Below are 20871 nucleotides of genomic sequence, written 5' to 3'. Positions count from 1 at the left end.
TCCCTCGATGCGACAACCTGCTCATCATAAACGGGGTTTGGGGCTCGAACATAGCCTTGGCCGTGATAAAACCCATTTTAACAAGGCATGTCGAGTATAAAGGGGGTCGTATGGATTTCATTTATACCATCAAGTACCACTAATTGAATAATATCATCCGGCTTACTTGAATGAGCATTTCAATATTAACGCGTTTATTCTAATACGATTTAAATAAGTTTATTATTATCCTTGTTGACGTCACTGCGTGATCTGTGTCACGTTCTGATTTCAGGTTAATTCGTTATGATGCTCCTGCGTAATATATATAGTCATGCTGATTACCTGAATGAAGAAATGACAGTATCAAGCTGGATATATAAGGAATTATTTTGTAACAGGCTGTAAATGATATTAATCCCTGGCTGGCATTGATTAATTATGGCGCCAGAGGAATAATTCCACCAGCAAAGAGGAGGGCAGCATCATGATCGCAAGCCCATAGCAGTCAGTGTTTCCTCGCACCCTGTCTCCCGCGCAATCCGGGTTACAGGCAAGACAGACACGATAGACATATGAGTCAGGCCAGTATGTCATATCCGTGATGGCGAGATTCATGACAGATGTCACCCGCATCACAAATGGGGCGCGCACCAGAGCGCGACAACCGTGTAATAGCATCGGCGAACGCCGAGTCGTCCACCCTGGACTGCATTGCGGTCCTGGCGCTGCCATATGAAATATCACCCATCAATCCGTTGTTAATTCACAGCGAGAAAAATGGAAGATACAGCTTGGCTGGCAAAGAGAATAACGCCTCCATATAACCATTGATAACAGGGTTATGCTATTTCACTGCATGGGGAAATAGTCTGGCGGGATTCGATCAGGAGATAACAATGAAAAACAATAAACCACGCAAATTAGTCACTCATATTCCCGCCCTCAGTCTGCTCGCGCTGGCCTTGCTGGCGGGCAGCGTTCATGCCGAAGACATAGGTGAACGCACCGATCAGGGCACAGCCATGCTGGCCAGCCTGCAATCGGAGCAGGGACTCGTCTACCTCAACGCCAGCAGCTGGCTGGATGAACAACAGGCAGCCAAGGCGTTGACCCGTGACCAGTTGCGCGAGCGTGTGCTGGGGCAGGGGGAGCGTATCTTCATCGATTTCAGCGGCATCACTGACAAGGCCGAACGGCAACAGGCCAGAAAAGCCATGGAGCAGCTGGCAGGCATCTCGTTTGATGCCGACTGGGTGCTGGTCTCCGCCTACAAGGGGGAGCTGCTGTTTACCCCGCTGGGGGGCGCGGATGATCCTGCTTTCTATCAGGTGATGGAGCGAATCGACACCCTGGCAGGGCAGGGCAAACGCCACAAACGCTCCCTGACGCAAACCGCGACGGCGGAAGCGGGCCTGCCTCACGTGGCTTTTTATCTCAACGTCAATCGCAAGATCAGCGATGGCGAGTGTACCTTCCCGCGCTCACGCACCTGGGATCGGGGGGAGCGCCTCTTTTGTGACTCGCCAAACATCGCGCTGGTCTATCGGGTGAATCTGGAGCGCTCCCTGCAATTTGGCAACACGGGGTCAGCTACGCCGGATGCCAAGATAGTGCGGATCTCGCTGGATGACGAGTCGGCAGGTGCCGGTATTCAGCTCAACGAGAACCTCACCTGGAGCGAGAATATCGCAGATTATCTGCTGCTCGATGGCTGGGCGCGGGACTATGCCACCGATGCCATCGCCCAGGATTATCGCTTCACCATAGACGCTTCCAACACCAAGGCGGCTGTGCTCAAGAGTCTGCCGACCAACCTCAACAGCAAGTATGAGCATCGCGAAATCTCGGGTTTCGAGGTAGGGGTGACCGGCGGGGTTGAAGTGAACAAGGATGGGCCCAAGGCCAAGCTGGAGGCGTCAGCCAAGTTCAGCCAGCAGCGTCAGCTAGCCTACAACACCCAGGATTATCGGGTCGAACGCTCGGCGCCGAGTGCCCAGAAGGTGAGTTTCAGCTGGGTGCGGGATCAATACGCGACGGCGGAGTCACTGCTCTCCTCCAAGACCGCCACCGTCTGGGGCATGGGGTACGATGTGGATCACAACCGCATCCAGCCGCTGAGTTACAAGGGCTTCGTGCCGAATCTGGATGTCATCTACAAGGCGGCTCCCGACGAGACGGGCAGTACCGAGTTCAAGATCGACTCTTCGGTCAACATCCGCCCCATCTACACCGGTATCTACAAGCACTATTACGTGGTGGGAGGGCATGTCTCCTTCCAGGGGTTCGAGGATGTCGACAAGCGCAGACGGGTGACCGCCTCAACCAGCTTCAAGGTGGATTGGAACCATCCGGTATTCACCGGCGGACGCCCGGTCAACCTGCAGCTGGGAGGCTTTGACAACCGCTGCCTGAGCGCCGACGCCGAGCATGGCCTGAGCGCCGTGACCTGTGACGAGACTTCGGCTGCCCAGTCCTTTATCTATGACCAGTACGGCCGTTATGTCAGTGCACTGGATACCCATCGCTGCCTCGATGGCAACAACCTCGGCCAGTTGCAGAGCTGCAGTCTGAGTTTGGGCCAGCGCTGGGAGTGGAAGGCGGACAGCGATGCGCTGAGCAACCTGAGTGCTCATCAGCTGCTCGGCCACAACAAGCAGACCGGTGAGCTGGCGCTCTATGACGAGAACGGCAATCCGGCGGATGTGAGCGTACGGACCCTGACCTCCTATACCCGCATCTTTGGGCCACCGGCCGGCAACTGATCTGCCGATGTGTCTGAACCAATGAAAACGCCGGCAAGCTGCCGGCGTTTTTGTGGCTCAGAACGTGACTCAGGTCTTGGGCTCGATGAGCGGAGTGAGCAGCTCGGCCAGCTTGTAGAAGGTCTGTACCCGGGTGGTGCTGGGGCGCCACACCAGGCCTATCTCGCGATACGGCTTTTCACCCGGCAGAGGAATGGCCACCAGGTCGGTGTTGTCGAGAATACCGGAATCTATTGCCATCTGGGGCAGGAAGGTGGTGCCAAGCCCGGCACCGACCATCTGCACCAGGGTGTGCAGGCTGGTGGCGGCAAAGGGGTTTATCTTGCTCTTGTCCCGCAGCCGACAGGCGCTGACCGCATGTTCGGTGAGGCAGTGCTCCCGTTCCAGCAGGAAGATGCTCTGGTTGGGCAGCTCCTTGTAGTCGAACGGCGTATGCAGACCGGCCGCCATGCTGGCGGGCATCACCATGTGGAAGGGATCCTGGCCGACCATCTTGCAGTGGAAGCCGCCGATCTCCACCGGCAACGCCAGGATCAGCAAGTCGAGCTGACCCTGCTCCAGTTGCTTGAGCAGGTTGGTGGTGGTGTCTTCACGCAGCAACAATTCCAGTTCAGGATAAGCCTTGCCGCACTCTTGCAGCAGCTTGCTGAGCAGGAAGGGGGCTATGGTGGGGATGCAGCCGAGCCGGACTGTGCCGTGCATGACGCCGCCCTGATGTTGCCCCAGTTCCATCAGATCTCGCGCGTCCGAGAGCAAATTGCGAGCTCGCTCGACGATTTCCATGCCGACCGGGGTCATAATGAAGCTCTTGTGGTCCCGCTCCACCAGTTGCAGGTTCATCATGTCTTCCAGCGTCTGGATCCCGGTACTCAGGGTGGACTGGCTGACATGACAGGCCTTGGCGGCGCGATTGAAGTTCTTGTGCTCGTCGAGAGCGACCAGATATTGCAGCTGTTTCAGGCTGGGCCAACGTTGCATAGGAAAACCCGATGAATGCTATCTATTTAATTTGATTTAACTAATCTACCACTGGGTATAGGGTTTGTCGCTTGAATTAGACGGACTTGGCTCTAGGTAGCCCAATCCTGACAGGATTGTTCACTTCACATAATGAGGAATTGAATATGGTATTGGTAGGCCGTCCCGCACCTGATTTCACCGCTGCTGCCGTTCTGGGCAATGGCCAGATTGTTGACTCCTTCAACCTGGCGTCCCACATCAAAGGCAAAGCAGCCGTCCTGTTCTTCTATCCCCTCGATTTCACCTTCGTCTGTCCGTCCGAGCTGATTGCCTTCGATCACCGCTATGAAGAGTTCCAGAAGCGCGGTGTGGAAGTGATCGGTGTTTCCATCGATTCCCAGTTCTCCCACAACGCCTGGCGTAACACCAAGGTGGAAGATGGCGGTATCGGTCAGGTGAAATACCCGCTGATCGCCGACGTGAAGCACGAAATCTGCAAAGCCTATGACGTTGAGCACCCGGAAGCCGGTGTGGCCTTCCGTGGCTCCTTCCTGATCGACAGCCACGGCATGGTGCGTCATCAGGTGGTCAACGATCTGCCCCTTGGCCGCAACATCGACGAGATGCTGCGCATGGTCGATGCCCTGCAATTCCACGAAGAGCATGGCGAAGTGTGCCCGGCCCAGTGGGAGAAGGGTAAAAAAGGCATGACAGCTTCTGCTGATGGCGTTGCCAAGTACCTGTCCGAGAACGCGGCCTCCCTGTAATCGGGTCTGCGTACCGGATACCGAAAAACCGATGCCATGGCATCGGTTTTTTTCTGCCTGCCGCCAGCCAAATCATGTAACAGGCCGAATGCCAGCCATAAAAAAGCGCGCCTCAAGGCGCGCTTTTGCTATCCAAGTGGTGGGGCTACTCGTCAAAGATACCGAAGTGATCCTTGGCGAAACTGACCCGCTGCTCCACGTTCATCTTGACCTGACCCAGCTTCTCGATGGTTTTGAGATTGGGCACCAGGCCGCGACCGTTGGCGATCTGGATGGCAAGGCCGGGACGGGCGTTGAGCTCCAGCAACATGGGGCCGCGGAACTTGTCCAGCACCATGTCTGTGCCTATGTAACCCAGACCCGACATCTCGTAGCAGGAGGCTGCCAGCGTCAGCAAGGTATCCCAGTGAGGTACCTTGAGATCGTACAGATCGAGGCCGGTATCCGGGTGATGACGCAGCGGATTGCCAAACTGTACCGCCCGCAGCGCCCGGCCGGTGCGCAGGCACAGGCCCACGCCCACGGCGCCCTGGTGCAGGTTTGCCTTGCCGTCGGAGGCGGCGGTGGAGAGGCGCATCATGGCCATCACAGGGAAGCCCTTGAAGATGATCACCCGTGCATCGGGCACCCCTTCGAACGAGTAACCGTCGAACACATCATCAAAGTTGATGAGGCCTTCTACCAGTGCCACGTCAGGCTTGCCGCCGAGGGAATAGAGCCCCGCCAGAATGTTGGAGACATGGCGCTCCAGATCCTGACCGGTGGACGCGCTGCCATTCGGTTTGAAGAAGAGACCCTCTTCCTGACGGAGGATCACCAGGATCCCCTTGCCGCCGGAGCCACGGGCCGGCTTGATACAAAAGCCCGGCCAATCTTTTACCAGTTCGGTAATGCGGCCAACGTCATGCTGCTCGCGGATGGTGCCGATAAGCTCGGGCACTGTCACACCTGCATCCAGCGCTATGCGCTTGGTCTGCAGTTTGTCATCCACCAACGGGTAGAGTCGACGCGGGTTGTAGCGGCTGATGTAGGAGTGGTTGCGCTTGTTCATGCCGAGGATGCCTGCCTGAGACAGGCTCCACGGGCTGGTGTATTTTTCCCAGAACCACATCTGTTACTTGTCCTTACCCGGGGTGGCGCCAGACTTGATCTCGTTCACCAGCGGCTTGAAACGCTTGAGCTCGCTCAGCTTGTAGCCGGTGTAGTTACCCAGCAGCAGCACGGTCGCCATCAGCACCAGCTGCAGGCCGAGGAAGTTGAAGGTCAGATGGCGGATCAGCTCGTTATCCATGGCCAGGTAGGCGATGACCGCCACCAGCAGAGAACCACCGCCCTGACGCACCACCTCTTTCGGACCCTCTTCTTCCCACAGAATGGACATCCGCTCTATGGTCCAGGAGAGGATGATCATCGGGAAGAAGGTGATCTTCATGCCGTCGGTCAGTCCCAGCTTGAAAGCGAAGGCGGAGAAGATACCGATCATCGAGATCACCATTATGATGATCGCCGATATTCGGGCGACCAGCAGCAGGTTGAGCCGCGACAGATAGGAGCGGATGACCAGACCCGTGCCGACGATCAGCAGGAAGCCGACCAGGCCGGTAACCAGCGAGGTCTGGATGAAGGCGACCGCGATCAGCACAGGCATGAAGGTGCCCGAGGTCTTGATACCGACGAGAACCCGCAGGAACACCACCATCAGCACGCCGATGGGGATCAGCAGCAAGCCTTTGAACAGCGCCTGCTCTTCCAGCGGCAGACTGTGGATGGAGAAGTTCTGCATCTCGGACTTTTCGAACTTCTGCGCCAGCGCCACGTTGACCGGTTGTTCCTGCTCGATCATCGAGAAGGTGACCCGGGAGTTGTGTCCGCCGGTGACATCCAGCAGGGCACCTGAGTTGTATTCCCACAGCAGCAGGTTGGCAGGGCGACCCTGTTCACCGGTTTGCGGGTTGAACAGTTTGTAGTCGGTCGGGCTGTTGAATACCTGCAGGTAATCCACCAGCTCCTGGCGACGACGGCCATCTTCCAGACTCAGGGCATGGACCACCCGCGCCGGGACGTCAGCGTTGCTCAGCAGCTCTGCAATCAGGCTGGCCCGGCTCTTGTGAGATTTCAGCAGCTCGGCGTTCTGCTCCTGTTTCTCTATTTCCTTGATGATCTCGCGGGTCAGGGTGTAACCATCGGCGGAACGCTCCTGGGCCCGTTCGGAGATCTGCTTCATGGCAGTGGCGTAAGGCTCACTCTCTATCTGCTTCTCGATGACGGGAGGCTTTGCCAGGGCAGCCGGCTTGGCATGGTCGTCAGCCATCATGTCGACGCGGTAGTAGAGCTCCTGGCGGCCTGAGGCGGAACGGATCGACCACTCGGCGCGGGCATCCCCGTCCTTCTCGACAAATGACAGGCCGTAGCCCGGGCTTGCGGCGTTCTCGTTCATCAGGGTGAAACCGGGCTGGGTGCCCGGAATGGCCAGGGAGGCGATCACCGGTTCACCGGTAGCTTCAAATTCGAGCTTGGCCTCGATGGACCAGATCTGGCGTTTCTCACCCGGCGTCAGCGGTACATCCAACGCTATGTGGTGATAAAACGTCATCCCCAGGCCGACAATGAACAGCAGGGCGACCAGCAAATAGAACGGCTTACGGGAAACCATGGATTATTTCACATCCTTGAGCGTGGGTTTTGGTTGGATATATTCGCGGGCCACATCAACCACAGCGATGTCTTTCAAAAATTCACGACCCAGCAGCACGGGGAAGGTCATGTCGCTGCGATCTTTGAGGGTAAATTCGGCCTTTTCGGTCATGTCACCGATCCGCACCGCCAGACGCACCACGGGACGACGGTCGAGATCGTCGGCAGAGGCCTGGCGCACACGCACGTGGCGTACCAGCGGCGCTTCGATCTGGATCTTGTCGTCCATCTCCTGGTGGCTCAGGAAGAAGCGCACCCAGTTCTTGCCGTTGCGCTCGAAGATGGTGATGTCCTGGGCGCTGATGGAAGAGGTGGTCGCGCCGGTATCGACCCGCGCCTGGAAGGCGTCATTGGCGGCATCAACCCAGATCCACTCTGCTTCACCCACCAGCAATTTGCCGTCGACTGTGTGGCCCTGGCTCGGGGCCTGACACTTCTCGGTCGGGATCGCCATGGGTTTGGGTGGCTCGGGAGCCAGGTTTTCGAGCTTGCTGTCGACTTTTTTCACGGACTCTTTCATGTTGTTGACATCGGTGTTGAGCTGAACCAGCAGGTGCTGTTGCTGCACATACTGCTTCTGTTGCTGTTCCATGGATGTTTGCAGGCGTTGCTCGCTCAAGCTTATCTCGCCGCGAAGCTCGGCCAGCGTCAAGGTTGGGACCGGAGGCGCTTTATCCACACTGACACACCCGCCGAGACTGAGCAGGGAGAGCAGGGTCATTCCTTTTAATTTGCTTTTCATGTCATTCATTTAACTGTGCTTCCTGGAATTGGGTCAGTGTAACTTCCGCTGGCGCCATCGGCTAGTCTTTGGCCTTTCTGGCAATCAGTACGGCACGTTTCGGCGCCGGGTGTCCTTCTACCGTGAGCGCGGGATCCGCAGGATCCAGATAGTCGCTCAGGGATTCATTGATCATCCAGTCGGTACGACGCTGTTCGTCGGTGCTGGTCATATTCTCGTCTACGATCCGCACATCGGTAAATCCGCAGCGTTCCACCCAGAGTTTGAGCGCCGCGCTTGAGGGGATGAACCAGACGTTGCGCATCTTGCCGTAACGGTCGGTGGGCACCAGCACCTCATTGACGCCACCATCGATCACCAGCGTCTCCAGCACCAGCTCGCCGTCGTCTTTCAGCTGGTTGCGCAGCTGCTCTATGTGCTCTATGGGGGACTTGCGGTGATAGAGCACTCCCATGGAGAAGACGGTGTCAAAGGCGCGCAGGTCAGGCAGCTCCTGAATGCCCAGCGGCAACAGGTGAGCGCGCTGATCGCCGCCGGTGAAGTGACGAATGGCCTCGAACTGGCACAAAAACAGCGGGCTCGGGTCTATGCCGACGGCCAGTTTGGCCCCTTCGCCGACCATGCGCCAGAGGTGATAGCCGCTGCCGCAGCCCACATCCAGCACATAGCGGCCGGCCAGCGGGCTGATGTGGGGCAATACCCGATCCCACTTCCAGTCGGAGCGCCACTCGGTATCGATGTGGATGCCGTGGACCCTGAAGGGCCCCTTGCGCCAGGGCATGAATTGTCGCAGCAGACTCTCGACTTTTTTGCGCTCCCCTTCACTCAAGCTCTGACTATTGCCGATCTCGACGCCCCGTTGCAGCTCGATATGGCCTGGCGCTGTGGTGGGCAGCTTGTTGAGGGCCCGATTCCAGCGCGGCAGGTCCCCGTGCAGGTTGTCGTGCTGCCAGGCATGCAGCTGAGCGGGCAGGGTATGTAACCAGTGGCTCAGCCGGTTCTTGGCGATCAGTTGATAAAAATTGGCAAAGTCGATCATGGCTTAGTTGGCGTCGCTGGATTTGATGGCAATCATGGAACCGAAGTTGAAGCACTGGAACCAGAGATCCTGATGAACAAAGCCGGCGCTTTGCAGGCGGGATCTGTGGGTCTCCAGGCTGTCGGTACGCATCACGTTCTCGAGGGCGTTGCGCTTCTGGCTGATCTCCAGCTCGCTGTAGCCATTGGCGCGTTTGAAGTCCAGGTGCAGCTCGATGAGCAGATCGTTGACCGGTTCATCCTCGAAGCGGAACTTCTCGCTCAGGATCAGGATGCCGCCCGGACGCAGACCATCAAAGATGCGCTGGATAAGGGCCATCCGCTTTTCGGGGTCCACGAACTGCAGAGTGAAGTTGAGCACCACCACAGAGGCGTTTTCGATCGCTATGTCGCAGATGTCCGCTTCGACCAGTTCCACCGGCACCTCGGATTTGAAACCCGAAAGGTGGGCACGGGCGCGCTCTATCATGGGGTGAGAGAGATCCACCGCCGTGATGTGGCAACCCGGTTGAGTCAGGTGGCGACGCATGGCCTGGGTGGCGGCGCCGAGGGAGCAGCCAAGATCGTACAGACGACTCTCTGGCTGGGCATAACGGGCAGCCATCATGCCGATGGCGGAGATGATGTTGCTGTAGCCCGGCACCGAGCGCTGGATCATGTCGGGGAAGACGTCGACGACCTGTTCGTCAAAGCAGAAGTCCCCCAATCGGGCGATGGGGGCCGCAAAAATTTGGTCTTTGGTATGCATGCTTGCGCAACCTGACAGCCGGTGTGTAATCCGGCTGTATTGTTCAATTGAGTCGTTGGGTGATACCCATCAGAGCAGAGTTATCACCTGTTTACGAACGGGGTGAGGGGCCTTGAGTTCCTTGGGGCCGTCCCAGTTCGTATGGGCCATGTTCCGAACCCTTGCTTGGGGCGCTAGTGTAGAGGATTGATGGGCGTTTGTCTTGACGCCGAGCCCTGTCCAGCCACAAAAAAGTGGCTTTTTTTGTGGCTGATGAAGGGCCGTTGAAATGGCTGGCTAAAAGCGCAGCACGCCCTGGCGTGCGCGATCGTTTTCCCCCGGCCAGGGTGCCATCTCATGCCCCAACAGGTGCGTTATCTGGCGGGCCAGTTCGGGTGACTGGGCATTGTCGGCGGTATGTATAAAGAGGTAGAGATCCTTTCCCTCTACCAGCCATTGACGCCAGTGGGGCAGCCAGTCCGGCAGAAAGGGGTGATTGGCCGCCGGTTCCGGCAAGCCGATGAGCCTTACAACAGGGGCGCTGGCGGTGGCCAGCAGATGAACCGGTAGTCTGGGCTTCTTGCCCTGGGCATCTATCATGGCCGCCGTGGTGGCAGGCACAGAAAACAGTGGCCGGCTGTCGAGCATGATGCGGTTGATGCCTTTTTCCATCAGCATGCGGTTGAGGCTGCGCTCTGCTTCCCCTTTGGCGAAGAAATCGGGATGACGTACCTCAAGGGCATAGCGAAACGCTGCCGGCAGCCGATTGAAGAATTCGGCGAGGCGGGGAAGGCCGCTCGGGCCGAAGCGCGCGGGCAGCTGTAGCTTGAGCAGTCCCAGCTTGTCGTGCAGTGGGGTGAGCAGGCGAATGAACTCGGTCACCTGCTTGTCTACGCTCACCAGATCGCTCTGGTGGCTGATTTCTTTCGGAAACTTGAAGCTGAAACGAAAGTGGGCAGGCACCGCATCGGCCCAGCGCTGCACTGTGTCAGGGGTGGGCGAGGCGTAAAAGGTGGTGTTGCCTTCCACTGTGTTGAACACCCGGGCGTAGTGAGCGAGATGTTCGGCGGGTTTGGCGCCCACGCCCAATAATTGACCGGGCCAGGCCGGGTGCGACCATTGTGGCAGGCCCAAAAAGAGGCTCATGGCGGATCCTGTCTGCGTGTTTATCTCGGTTTATGCCCATTTTTTGCCTTGAGACGCAAAAAACAGGGCAAAGGAGGCTGCTGGCCATTTTACCCAAATGGGGGTTTTCCTCTATAATGCCAGCCCTTTTGTTTGCCAATTTGTTGTGACTCGCCCCGCTGTGCGCATATTGTGGCGACGGTAGCGGCCATGAATTGGCCAAACAACAATGCTTTCCGATGCCCTCTGACCGACTGCCCGGCCGCTTGCCAGCCGCCTCTGGTCGAGCCGATATCGGTGGCAGGTGTCCGATCCAGGGGGTCGGACGGTACGAGACAGATTTCAAACCGGGCAAGAACAAGACTCTGGCCAGCTGTGAGACGGACTGTGCTGCCAGTCGTGCCCGGCGGCTCAGGTTAACCGTCTCTCTACAATTTCGAAGGAAGAAGTCCATGCGCTCTATCTATTGCGGACAGGTCAATGAGGCCCATGCCGGGCAGACCATTACATTGTGCGGTTGGGTCCATCGTCGTCGCGACCTCGGCGGTTTGATCTTTATCGACATGCGTGACCGGGAAGGGATCGTGCAGGTGTTCTTCGATCCGGACAAGCCGGACGCCTTCGCCCTTGCCTCCGAACTGCGCGGCGAGTTCTGCATTCAGGTTTCAGGTGTGGTACGTACCCGTCCTGACTCCCAGCGCAACAGCGACATGGCCACAGGTGCCATCGAAGTGTTCGCCCATGAGCTCACCATCATCAACCGCGCCGAGCCGTTGCCGCTGGACTTCAATCAGATCAACAGTGAAGAGCAGCGCCTCAAGTTCCGTTATCTGGACTTGCGTCGCCCCGAAATGGCCAAGTACCTGAAGACCCGTGCCAAGGCCAGTGCCTTCGTACGCCGTTTCATGGACGAGCATGGCTTCCTCGACATCGAAACCCCCATGCTGACCAAGGCCACCCCGGAAGGTGCCCGTGACTATCTGGTGCCGAGCCGGGTGCACAAGGGCAAGTTCTACGCCCTGCCGCAGTCCCCGCAGCTGTTCAAGCAGTTGCTGATGATGTCCGGCTTCGATCGCTACTACCAGATCGTCAAGTGCTTCCGTGACGAAGACCTGCGTGCCGATCGCCAGCCGGAATTCACCCAGATAGACGTGGAGACCTCTTTCATGACGGCGCCCCAAGTGCGCGAGCTGATGGAAGAGATGATCCGCAACCTGTGGCAACACGTGCTGGACGTGGATCTGGGCGACTTCCCTGTCATGACCTTCGACGAAGCCATGCGCCGTTTCGGCTCCGACAAGCCGGACCTGCGTCTGCCGATGGAGCTGGTCGATGTGGCAGATCTGCTGACCGCCGTCGAGTTTGCCGTGTTCGCCGGCCCCGCCAACGACCCGAAAGGCCGTGTGGCAGCCCTGAAAGTGCCGGGCGGCGCCGAGCTGTCCCGCAAGCAGATCGACGAGTACACCAAGTTTGTCGGCATCTACGGTGCCAAGGGCCTGGCCTGGATGAAGGTCAACGAAGCGGCCAATGGCCTCGAAGGCGTGCAGTCTCCGGTTGCCAAGTTCCTCTCCGATGAGATAGTGCGCGAGATCCTGGCCCGTACCGGCGCCGCCGACGGCGACATCATCTTCTTCGGCGCCGACAGCAAGAAAGTGGTGGCTGATGCCATCGGTGCCCTGCGTCTGAAAGTGGGCCGCGATCTGGGTCTGATGGAAAACAGCTGGAAGCCGCTGTGGGTCATCGACTTCCCCATGTTCGAGGAAGACAGCGAAGGCGGCCTGGCGGCCATGCACCATCCCTTCACCGCCCCGAGCAACCTGGGCCCGAGCGAGCTGAAAGCCAACCCGCTCAGCGCCTATGCCAACGCCTACGACATGGTCATCAACGGCTACGAAGTGGGTGGCGGATCTGTGCGTATCCACAACAGCGAGATGCAGGCCACCGTATTCGACATCCTCGGCATCACCCCTGCCGAGCAGCGCCTCAAGTTCGGCTTCCTGCTGGATGCGCTGAAGTACGGTACCCCGCCGCACGCCGGTCTGGCCTTCGGTCTGGATCGTCTGAGCATGCTGCTGACCGGTACCGACAACATCCGGGACGTGATTGCCTTCCCGAAAACCACGGCGGCCGCCTGTCTGATGACAGACGCCCCCAGCTTTGCCAACCAGGCGCAGATGAGCGAACTGGCGATTGCGACGACCGTCAAGGGTGATGAATAAGCCGGCATCCGGCACAGTCCCGGCCGCGCCCGGCGCGGCCTACCCGGTCACTTTGTGTTATTGAAATCTAAAAAATATAACGGAGAGTCTCTATGGCAGGTCACAGTAAATGGGCCAACATCAAACACCGCAAGGCAGCTCAGGATGCCAAGCGCGGCAAGATCTTCACCAAGCTGATCCGTGAAATCACTACCTCGGCTCGTATCGGCGATCCGGATCCTGCCAACAACCCACGCCTGCGTGCGGCGGTGACGGCAGCCCTGACCAGCAACATGACCCGCGAAACCATCAACCGCGCCATCGCGCGTGGGGCCGGTGGTGGCGACGGCGAGCAGCTCGAGACCATAGTGTATGAAGGCTACGGCCCGGCAGGCTCCGCCGTGATGGTGGAGTGTCTGACCGACAACCGTAACCGTACCGTTGCCGAAGTGCGTCATGCCTTCAGCAAGAGCGGCGGCAACCTAGGGACCGATGGCTCGGTTGCCTACCTGTTCAGCAAGAAAGGGCTGCTGACCTTCGTCGGTGTCGATGAAGATGCCCTGATGGATGCGGCACTGGAAGCGGGCGCCGATGACGTTGTGACCGAGGAAGATGGCTCCATCGAGGTGTACACCACCCCGAACGACTTCGGTACCGTGCTGGATGCGCTGGAAGCCGCCGGCTTCAAGGCCCAGAACGCCGAAGTGACCATGATCCCTTCCACCGAAGCCGAGCTGGATGCGGAAACCGCCCCCAAGCTGATGCGTCTCATCGACATGCTGGAAGATCTGGACGACGTGCAGGAGGTGTACCACAACGGTTCCATCTCTGACGAAGTCGCCGCGACCCTGTAATCCGGTCCGTGAACACTCAGGTGGCTACGCTCTGTTCGCCCCCGCTAAAACGGCAGCCTCGGCTGCCGTTTTTCTTATGATGAGCTGGCACCTGAAAATCGTGCCGACCATGGCATTGCCCGCCTTAATTTTCCCTTAAGTTTGGCGACTTAAGCTGCCTGCCGTGTCCGGGCGCCCCAGCCCCTTGCCGCGCTTGCCCTCCGGAAGAGGTGCGCGGCAAGCGAGCACTCACAACGGGTGCCCCCATGCAGGGGCCCCAGTCCTGCCTGGTTTGTCGGAGTATCGTTATGCGCATCACCCTGGGAGTGATGAAGGTGAATCTGTTGCTGGTGCTGCTGTTTGCACTGGTGTTCAACTGGCCCATCTTCCTGCACTTTTACCACATTCTCACCCAGTTGGAGCACGTCAAGGCGGGCTTTGCCCTCTCTATCCCCTTGGTGCTGCTGGCCGCGCTCAATGCGGTGTTTCTGCCCTTCACCTTCCGCTATCTGCTCAAGCCCTTCTTCGTGCTGTTGATCCTGATGGGCTCTGTGGTCAGCTACGCCATGCTCAAATATGGCGTCATCTTCGACAGGGACATGGTACAGAACATGGTTGCGACCAATACGGGGGAGGTGAGCGCCTACCTCAATGGCTCGGTCGCGCTCTGGTTCCTGCTGACCGGTGTGCTGCCGGCGCTGGCCTTGTTGTGGGTCAAGATTGAATATCCCAGCCCCTGGTATAGAGGGTTTGGCCTGCGACTTGGCTCCATCGCCCTGTCACTGCTGTTTCTGGTGGGTGTGGCTGCGCTCTATTATCAGGATTACGCCTCGGTCGGGCGCAACAACAAGTCTCTTGGCAAGGAGATAGTACCAGCCAACTATGTACACGGCTTCTATCGCTATGCCAGAGATATACTGTTTGCCACCCCCATTCCTTATCAGCCGCTGGGGACGGATGCCAGGGTGGTGGGGCAGGGAAACAAGCCGACCCTGATGTTCCTGGTGGTGGGGGAGACGGCGCGTAGCCAGAATTACTCCCTCAACGGCTATCGCAAGCAGACCAACAGCTTCACCGATCAGGAAGCGGGAGTCATCTCCTTCAAGGACGTGCGCTCCTGCGGTACGGCCACGGCTGTCTCCGTGCCCTGCATGTTCTCCAATCTCACCCGACGCGGGTATGACGACACCCTGGCCCAGTCCCGGGACGGCATGCTGGATGTGCTGCAACACGCAGGTGTCTCTGTGCTCTGGAAGGAGAACGATGGCGGCTGCAAGGGGGTGTGCAAGAATGTGCCCACCATAGATATCGAAGCCAAGGCCTTCCCGCAGTATTGCCAGCAGGGTTCATGCTACGACGAGGTGATGCTGGAAGGGCTGGACCGACAGATTGCCGACATGAAGGGCAAGCAGGGCAACAAGCTGGTGGCTTTTCATCTGATGGGCAGCCATGGTCCGACCTACTATCGCCGTTATCCCGCGTCCGAGCGTTTCTTCGTGCCGGACTGCCCGCGCAGCGACATCGAAAACTGCACCAATGAAGAGCTGGTCAACACCTATGACAACACCATCCGCTACACCGACAAGGTGGTGGCACGGCTGATCGCCAAGCTCAAGACGCTGCAGAACGACTACAACGTGGGGTTGGTCTATCTCTCCGATCACGGCGAATCCCTCGGTGCCATGGGGCTCTACCTGCACGGCACCCCTTACAAGTTTGCGCCGGACGATCAGACCCGGGTGCCGCTGCTGACCTGGCTCTCCCCCCAGTTGCAGGCGGATCGCCGGCTGAACATGGATTGCCTGCAGCAGGAGGCGAGCAGCAAGCGCTTCTCCCACGACAACCTGTTCCACTCAATGCTGGGGATCATGGATGTGCAGACCAGCGTCTATGACGGTGCCTTGGACTTGTTCAAGCCCTGCCGGGCGGGATAAACCGGCGAAAAGCGCACAATGAAAAACGGCAGCCAGTGGCTGCCGTTTTTGTTTCGCAAGGCCAGTGCCTTACTTCTGCTCCATGATGATCTGCAACAGATCACCTTCCAGCAGGGCCCGTTTCACCAGGGCGAAGCCGCCTATGGTGGGCTGGTTCTGGAAGCGAGCCTTCACGATGGGCAGGCCACGGTGGAAGCTGGGCAGAGACTGGTGTTCGACACAGCGGCGGATGGCCGGGAAGAGGATCTCTTCGGCGGCGGTGATTTCGCCTGCGATCAGCACCTTCTGCGGGTTGAACAGGTTGACCGTGATGGCCACCGCCCGTCCAAGGTGCTCACCCACGTTCTCGATCACGCTGCGTGCCAGCTCATCCCCTGCCATGGCCGCCTTGCACACCTCCTGTATGGTGATGTGTTTCTCCTGCAGCGAGCTCAGGTGACCGCGACTGATCAGCTCTTTTACCTTGTCGACAATGGCCTCGTTGGAGGCGATGGTCTCGAGGCAGCCAAAGTTGCCGCAGTGGCAGCGCTTGCCCAGCGGTTCGACCTGGATGTGGCCGATCTCGCCAACGTTGCGGTTCTGACCGAGGAACACCTTGCCCTTGGTGATGATGCCGGAGCCGGCACCCTGGTGCACGCTCACCAGAATGGAGTCCATGCAGTCGCGGGACTCGCCGAAGAAGTGTTCGGCCAGTGCCAGCGAGCGGGTGTCATTGCCCACGTAGCAGGGGAGGTTGAAGTGGTTTTCCAGCAGCTTGGCCAGGGCCAGATTGCGGATCTGGTACTTGGGGGTATAGATGACCATACCCGATTCCGGATTGACCAGACCCGGCATGGTCAGCGCTATGCTGATCAGGTTGCGGTTGCGCTCCTGCTGGGAGTCCATGAAGGCACCAATTTCCCGCAGCAGCATGTCGACCACAGGCTGTTGATCGATCTCGGTCACCTGGGTGACATGCTGATCGAGCTCCTTGCCATCGAGATCGTACAGGCTCAACTGCAGATAGCCGCGACCGAGCTTGGCGGACACAAACTGAAAGCGATGCTTGATGGTGGTCAGGGAGATGGCGCGCCGCCCGCCGGTAGAGGCTTGCGGTGAGGTCTCCTTGATCAGGCCATGCTCGATCAGTTGCCGGGTTATTTTGGTCACGCTGGCCGGGGCCAGCTGACTCAACTCGGCAATTTTGACCCGCGAGATGGGGCCTTGCAGGTCGATGAGCCGATATACGGCTGCACTGTTGACCTGCTTGATAAGATCTACGTTTGCTATTTGTCCGCCAGTCATAGTGTCACTGTGTTGTGTAGTGTCCGTTAACCACGGTCCCGCAGACCGTGAAGGTCTGATCAAAGACAGTCAGGTTGGCTATTTTTCCGACCTGGATACTACCGAGACGTGAGTCCCATCCAATGGCGCGAGCGGGATAAAGAGTGGCCATTCTCAGTGCTTCATCGAGCGGTAATCCGACCTGTTTGACCAGATTCTCCACCCCCTCAATCATGGTGAGGGCAGAGCCGCCGAGTGTACCACTCTCGTCGACGCACTGACCATCGCGGAAATAGACGGTTGCGCCACAAAAATCAAACTTCTCAAAGCCTTCCGGCGCACCGGCGGGGGCGGTCGCGTCGGTGACCAGCACCAGTCTCTCCCCCAGCATCTTGTGGGCCAGTCGTACGTTGGCCCAGTGCACATGGTGTCCATCGACGATGACGCCGGCATAGACATCCTTGCGATCATAGATAGCACCCACCACACCCGGCTCGCGGCCGTTCACGGTCGGGGTCATGGCGTTGTAGAGGTGGGTGGCAAAACGGATGCCGTCATCAAAGCCGGCCATGGCCTGATCGTAGTTGGCGGCGGTATGGCCGGCGGAGACCAGTATGCCTGCTTCTACCAGCTGACGGATGTGCTCGGGCTTGTTGCGTTCCGGTGCCAGGGTGATCTTGGCGATGGCATCGCTGTTGGCGCAGAAGAAGTCGATCATCTCGTCGGCGGGCTGACGGATCTGGGCGGCCGGGTGTATGCCTTTGCGCTTGAGGTTGGTGTAGGGGCCTTCCAGATGCACGCCCAGCACTTCATTTGGGTGCGTGGCCATGTAGTCGCGGGTCACGGCGACGGCCCGCTTCATGTCCGAATCCGGGCTGGTGATCAGGGTCGGAAGGAAGCTGGTGGTACCGGATTTGAGGTTGGCGGCCTGCATGATCGCCAGTGTCTCTGTGGAGATGTCGGTGTTGAACATGACGCCGCCACAGCCGTTGAGCTGCACGTCGATAAAACCGGCGCTCAGGTTGGCGCCATGCAGATCATGTCGCTCTATACCGGCAGGCAGCTCGGCCTGATGCTGGATGGCGACAATCTTGTCGCCCTCGATCACGACCCCGTAACCGGTCAGCACACAGCTGCCGGTGTAGAGGGTGCAATTGGTCAATGCGTACATGGTGGCTCCTTACAGACGGCCGATGTTGGCGGCTTCGAGCTGCTGGAAGTAACGCACCGTCTTGACCTTGAGCTCCATGGTGGAGGGCTCGTCGCACACCATCATTCCCTTCGGATGCAGTTGCAGGGTGGAGATGGTCCACATGTGGTTGACGCTGCCTTCCACTGCAGCTTGCAGGGCCTGGGCCTTGCCGTGGCCAGTGACCAGGATCATGATCTCTTCGGCGTCCATCAGGGTGCCGACACCCACTGTCAGCGCCAGCTTGGGCACCTGCTCCATGTCACCGCCGAAGAAGCGGGAGTTGGCGATGCGGGTGTCCTCGGTCAGGGTCTTGACCCGGGTGCGGGAGGAGAGGGAAGAGGCCGGTTCGTTGAAGGCGATGTGACCGTCATTGCCGACGCCACCCATGAAGAGGTTGATCTTGCCATAGGACTTGATCTTGTCCTCATAGCGCTTGCACTCGGCCACCAGATCCTCGGCGTTGCCGTTGAGGATGTTGATGTTTTCCGGGCGGATGTCGATGTGACAGAAGAAGTTGTTGTGCATGAAGCTGTGGTAGCTCTCCGGGTGATCTTCCGGCAGGCCGACATATTCGTCCATGTTGAAGGTGACCACGTGCTCGAAGCTCACTTCGCCGGCTTTATGCAGCTCAATCAGGCGCTTGTAGGTGTTGAGCGGGGTGCCGCCGGTGGGCAGGCCCAGTACGAAGGGGCGATCGGCCGTGGGTTTGAACCCATTGATACGGTCAACGATGTAACGGGCAGACCACAGACCCACTTGGCTGGCAGATTTCAACGGGATCAGGCGCATTGTAGATACCTCTGTACGGGTTGCTGCCGGGGTGTCGGCGGCAAATAGGCTAAGACGGATTCAAGTTGTTTTATAGCGTAAATAAAGATTGCGAACTAAGCCACATGTATCCGCTACCTTTATCTCGTTTGGGTGATAATGATCACGATTACAGGTTTATTAATTTGCGCAGCGAAATAAAAGCCCTAGACTGCCAATCAAGCCTTGATGGCTTATGCGTCAAACGTGATAAGCACTTAATTTCTAGAAAAACATTAACTAAGGAGAGGAACCGTGAACATTCTCGGTTATTTGCAAAAGATCGGCCGTGCCCTGATGGTGCCGGTAGCGGTATTGCCTGCCGCCGCGATCCTGATGGGGGTTGGCTACTGGATTGACCCTAACGGTTGGGGTGGTGACAGCGCGCTGGCTGCCTTCCTGATCAAGGCCGGTGCCGCCATCATTGACAACATGTCAGTGCTGTTTGCTGTCGGTGTTGCCTACGGCATGTCCAAGGACAAAGACGGCTCTGCCGCACTGGCCGGTCTGGTCGGTTTCCTGGTCGTGACCACACTGTTGAGCCCGGGTGCCGTTGCCCAGATCAAGAGTATCGCGATTGAAGATGTACCCGCGGCTTTTGGCAAGATCAACAACCAGTTTATCGGTATCTTGACCGGTGTGATTGCCGCCGAGCTTTATAACCGCTTCAGCAGTGTCGAACTGCACAAGGCGCTGGCTTTCTTCTCCGGCCGTCGTCTGGTGCCGATCGTGACCTCAGTGGTGATGATCATCGTCTCCTTCATCCTGATGGCCGTTTGGCCTGTCATTTACGGTGGTCTGGTGGGCTTTGGTGAATCCATCGTCAGCCTGGGCTCTACCGGTGCCGGTATCTACGCCTTCTTCAACCGTCTGCTGATCCCGATTGGTCTGCACCACGCCCTGAACTCAGTGTTCTGGTTCAACGTGGCCGGTATCAACGACATCCCGAACTTCCTGGGGGGTCAGGGTACCATTGATGCCGCACTGGCTGCCGGCAAGAGCCTGGAGCAGGTGAAAGGCGTTGTCGGTATGTATCAGGCTGGCTTCTTCCCCATCATGATGTTCGGTCTGCCGGGCGCAGCCCTGGCCATCTATCACTCCGCCAAGAAAGAGAACAAGGACAAGGTTGCATCCATCATGATCGCCGCCGCCTTCGCTTCTTTCTTCACCGGTGTGACCGAGCCGCTCGAGTTCTCCTTCATGTTCGTGGCACCGGTACTCTATGTCATCCATGCCCTGCTGACCGGTATCTCTGTGTTCATCGCCGCCAGCATGCAGTGGATGGCCGGTTTCGGTTTCAGTGCCGGTCTGGTGGATATGGTGCTCTCCAGCCGCAACCCGCTGGCGACCCAGTGGTACATGTTGCTGGTGCAGGGTCTGGTGTTCTTCGGTCTCTACTACTTGGTATTCCGTGCCGTCATCGTCAAGTTCAACCTGAAAACTCCGGGTCGTGAAGATGATGAAGCCGTACCGGCACAGGCTCAGACCACTGACCGCACCGAACTGGCTCGCCAGTATCTGGAAGTGCTGGGTGGTCAAGACAACCTGGTTACCATCGATGCTTGCATCACCCGTCTGCGTCTGACCCTGAAAGACCGCAGCATAGTGGATGAGCGCAAGCTCAAAGCCCTGGGCGCGGCCGGTGTGGTCAAGCTCGGTGAACAGAACCTGCAGGTGATTCTGGGCCCCTTGGCCGAGATCATTGCCGGTGAGATGAAGGCCCTGCGTTAATCGGGCGCCAAGCTCGCCTCAAGTCTAAGTCCATTGTTGACATAACTAGGGCCCCGCCACGGGGCCCAATATAAAAAACGCCAAGAAAATCCAACCTTTACTTCAAATGAGAGCAG

16 protein-coding genes are annotated in these 20871 nt (G+C 58.3%); 6 read left to right on the top strand and 10 right to left on the bottom strand.

Features of this window, described 5'->3' with window-relative positions:
- Positions 1–878 precede the first annotated feature (878 nt).
- Positions 879–2744: a hemolysin Ahh1 gene (ahh1, locus tag GWQ31_RS03070; protein ID WP_275908605.1), complete on the top strand. Its 1866-nt coding sequence runs from the start codon at positions 879–881 to the stop codon at positions 2742–2744.
- Between the two features lie 69 nt (positions 2745–2813).
- Here the strand turns inward: ahh1 and GWQ31_RS03065 are convergent, their stop codons facing one another.
- The gene (locus tag GWQ31_RS03065; protein ID WP_005313062.1) at positions 2814–3722 is read right to left on the bottom strand and encodes a hydrogen peroxide-inducible genes activator; all 909 of its coding nucleotides are present in this window, start codon (positions 3720–3722) and stop codon (positions 2814–2816) included.
- Between the two features lie 146 nt (positions 3723–3868).
- Between GWQ31_RS03065 and GWQ31_RS03060 the strand changes: the two genes are divergently transcribed.
- Positions 3869–4471 carry a peroxiredoxin C gene (locus GWQ31_RS03060; protein WP_005313082.1) on the top strand — a complete coding sequence of 201 codons (603 nt, stop codon included), beginning with the start codon at positions 3869–3871 and terminating at the stop codon, positions 4469–4471.
- A gap of 145 nt (positions 4472–4616) precedes the next feature.
- On the opposite strand, the gene GWQ31_RS03055 is transcribed toward GWQ31_RS03060, so the two are convergent.
- The 6 genes from GWQ31_RS03055 to GWQ31_RS03030 form a co-directional block, all read right to left on the bottom strand.
- Complete coding sequence (locus GWQ31_RS03055; protein WP_021137922.1) at positions 4617–5582, bottom strand: alpha-L-glutamate ligase-like protein; 966 nt, start codon at positions 5580–5582, stop codon at positions 4617–4619.
- Between the two features lie 3 nt (positions 5583–5585).
- A complete protein-coding gene (locus GWQ31_RS03050) occupies positions 5586–7124 on the bottom strand; it encodes an inactive transglutaminase family protein (RefSeq protein ID WP_275908604.1) in 1539 nt (512 codons plus the stop codon).
- Between the two features lie 3 nt (positions 7125–7127).
- On the bottom strand, positions 7128–7886 hold the full coding sequence (locus GWQ31_RS03045) for an ATP-dependent zinc protease (RefSeq protein ID WP_021137920.1): 759 nt from the start codon (positions 7884–7886) through the stop codon (positions 7128–7130).
- Between the two features lie 82 nt (positions 7887–7968).
- Positions 7969–8946 (bottom strand): tRNA 5-methoxyuridine(34)/uridine 5-oxyacetic acid(34) synthase CmoB, encoded by a 978-nt coding sequence (cmoB, locus tag GWQ31_RS03040; RefSeq protein WP_219593641.1) that lies wholly within the window; start codon positions 8944–8946, stop codon positions 7969–7971.
- A 3-nt stretch (positions 8947–8949) separates the two neighbouring features.
- Complete coding sequence (gene cmoA / locus GWQ31_RS03035) at positions 8950–9693, bottom strand: carboxy-S-adenosyl-L-methionine synthase CmoA (RefSeq protein ID WP_275908603.1); 744 nt, start codon at positions 9691–9693, stop codon at positions 8950–8952.
- 276 nt (positions 9694–9969) lie between these two features.
- Positions 9970–10818 (bottom strand): DUF72 domain-containing protein, encoded by an 849-nt coding sequence (locus tag GWQ31_RS03030; protein WP_275908602.1) that lies wholly within the window; start codon positions 10816–10818, stop codon positions 9970–9972.
- Between the two features lie 431 nt (positions 10819–11249).
- On the opposite strand from GWQ31_RS03030, the gene aspS reads away from it, so the two are divergent.
- From aspS to GWQ31_RS03015, 3 genes are all read left to right on the top strand, one after another.
- Positions 11250–13016 carry an aspartate--tRNA ligase gene (gene aspS / locus GWQ31_RS03025; protein ID WP_265461240.1) on the top strand — a complete coding sequence of 589 codons (1767 nt, stop codon included), beginning with the start codon at positions 11250–11252 and terminating at the stop codon, positions 13014–13016.
- 92 nt (positions 13017–13108) lie between these two features.
- The gene (locus GWQ31_RS03020; protein WP_005313105.1) at positions 13109–13849 is read left to right on the top strand and encodes a YebC/PmpR family DNA-binding transcriptional regulator; all 741 of its coding nucleotides are present in this window, start codon (positions 13109–13111) and stop codon (positions 13847–13849) included.
- A gap of 287 nt (positions 13850–14136) precedes the next feature.
- Positions 14137–15762, top strand: coding sequence for a phosphoethanolamine--lipid A transferase (locus GWQ31_RS03015; RefSeq protein WP_275908601.1), 1626 nt, complete (start codon positions 14137–14139; stop codon positions 15760–15762).
- Between the two features lie 69 nt (positions 15763–15831).
- Here the strand turns inward: GWQ31_RS03015 and GWQ31_RS03010 are convergent, their stop codons facing one another.
- Genes GWQ31_RS03010 through nagB form a run of 3 tightly spaced genes read right to left on the bottom strand, consistent with a single transcriptional unit; the run spans position 15832 to position 19006 of the window.
- A complete protein-coding gene (locus GWQ31_RS03010) occupies positions 15832–17046 on the bottom strand; it encodes an ROK family protein (RefSeq protein ID WP_005309674.1) in 1215 nt (404 codons plus the stop codon).
- Positions 17047–17050: 4 nt separating this feature from the next.
- Positions 17051–18196: an N-acetylglucosamine-6-phosphate deacetylase gene (gene nagA, locus GWQ31_RS03005; protein WP_275908600.1), complete on the bottom strand. Its 1146-nt coding sequence runs from the start codon at positions 18194–18196 to the stop codon at positions 17051–17053.
- A 9-nt stretch (positions 18197–18205) separates the two neighbouring features.
- Entirely contained in the window at positions 18206–19006 is an 801-nt protein-coding gene (gene nagB / locus GWQ31_RS03000) for a glucosamine-6-phosphate deaminase (protein ID WP_021137914.1), read from the bottom strand.
- Positions 19007–19279: 273 nt separating this feature from the next.
- Here nagB and nagE point away from each other — a divergent pair, with 273 nt between their 5' ends.
- Positions 19280–20755 (top strand): N-acetylglucosamine-specific PTS transporter subunit IIBC, encoded by a 1476-nt coding sequence (gene nagE / locus GWQ31_RS02995; protein WP_099992400.1) that lies wholly within the window; start codon positions 19280–19282, stop codon positions 20753–20755.
- Positions 20756–20871 lie beyond the last annotated feature (116 nt).

This window comes from Aeromonas sp. 2MA4 (assembly GCF_029237305.1).
Lineage (GTDB): Bacteria > Pseudomonadota > Gammaproteobacteria > Enterobacterales > Aeromonadaceae > Aeromonas > Aeromonas salmonicida.
Note: the sequence above shows the minus strand (reverse complement) of the source record. Positions and strands in the feature narration are given on the sequence as shown.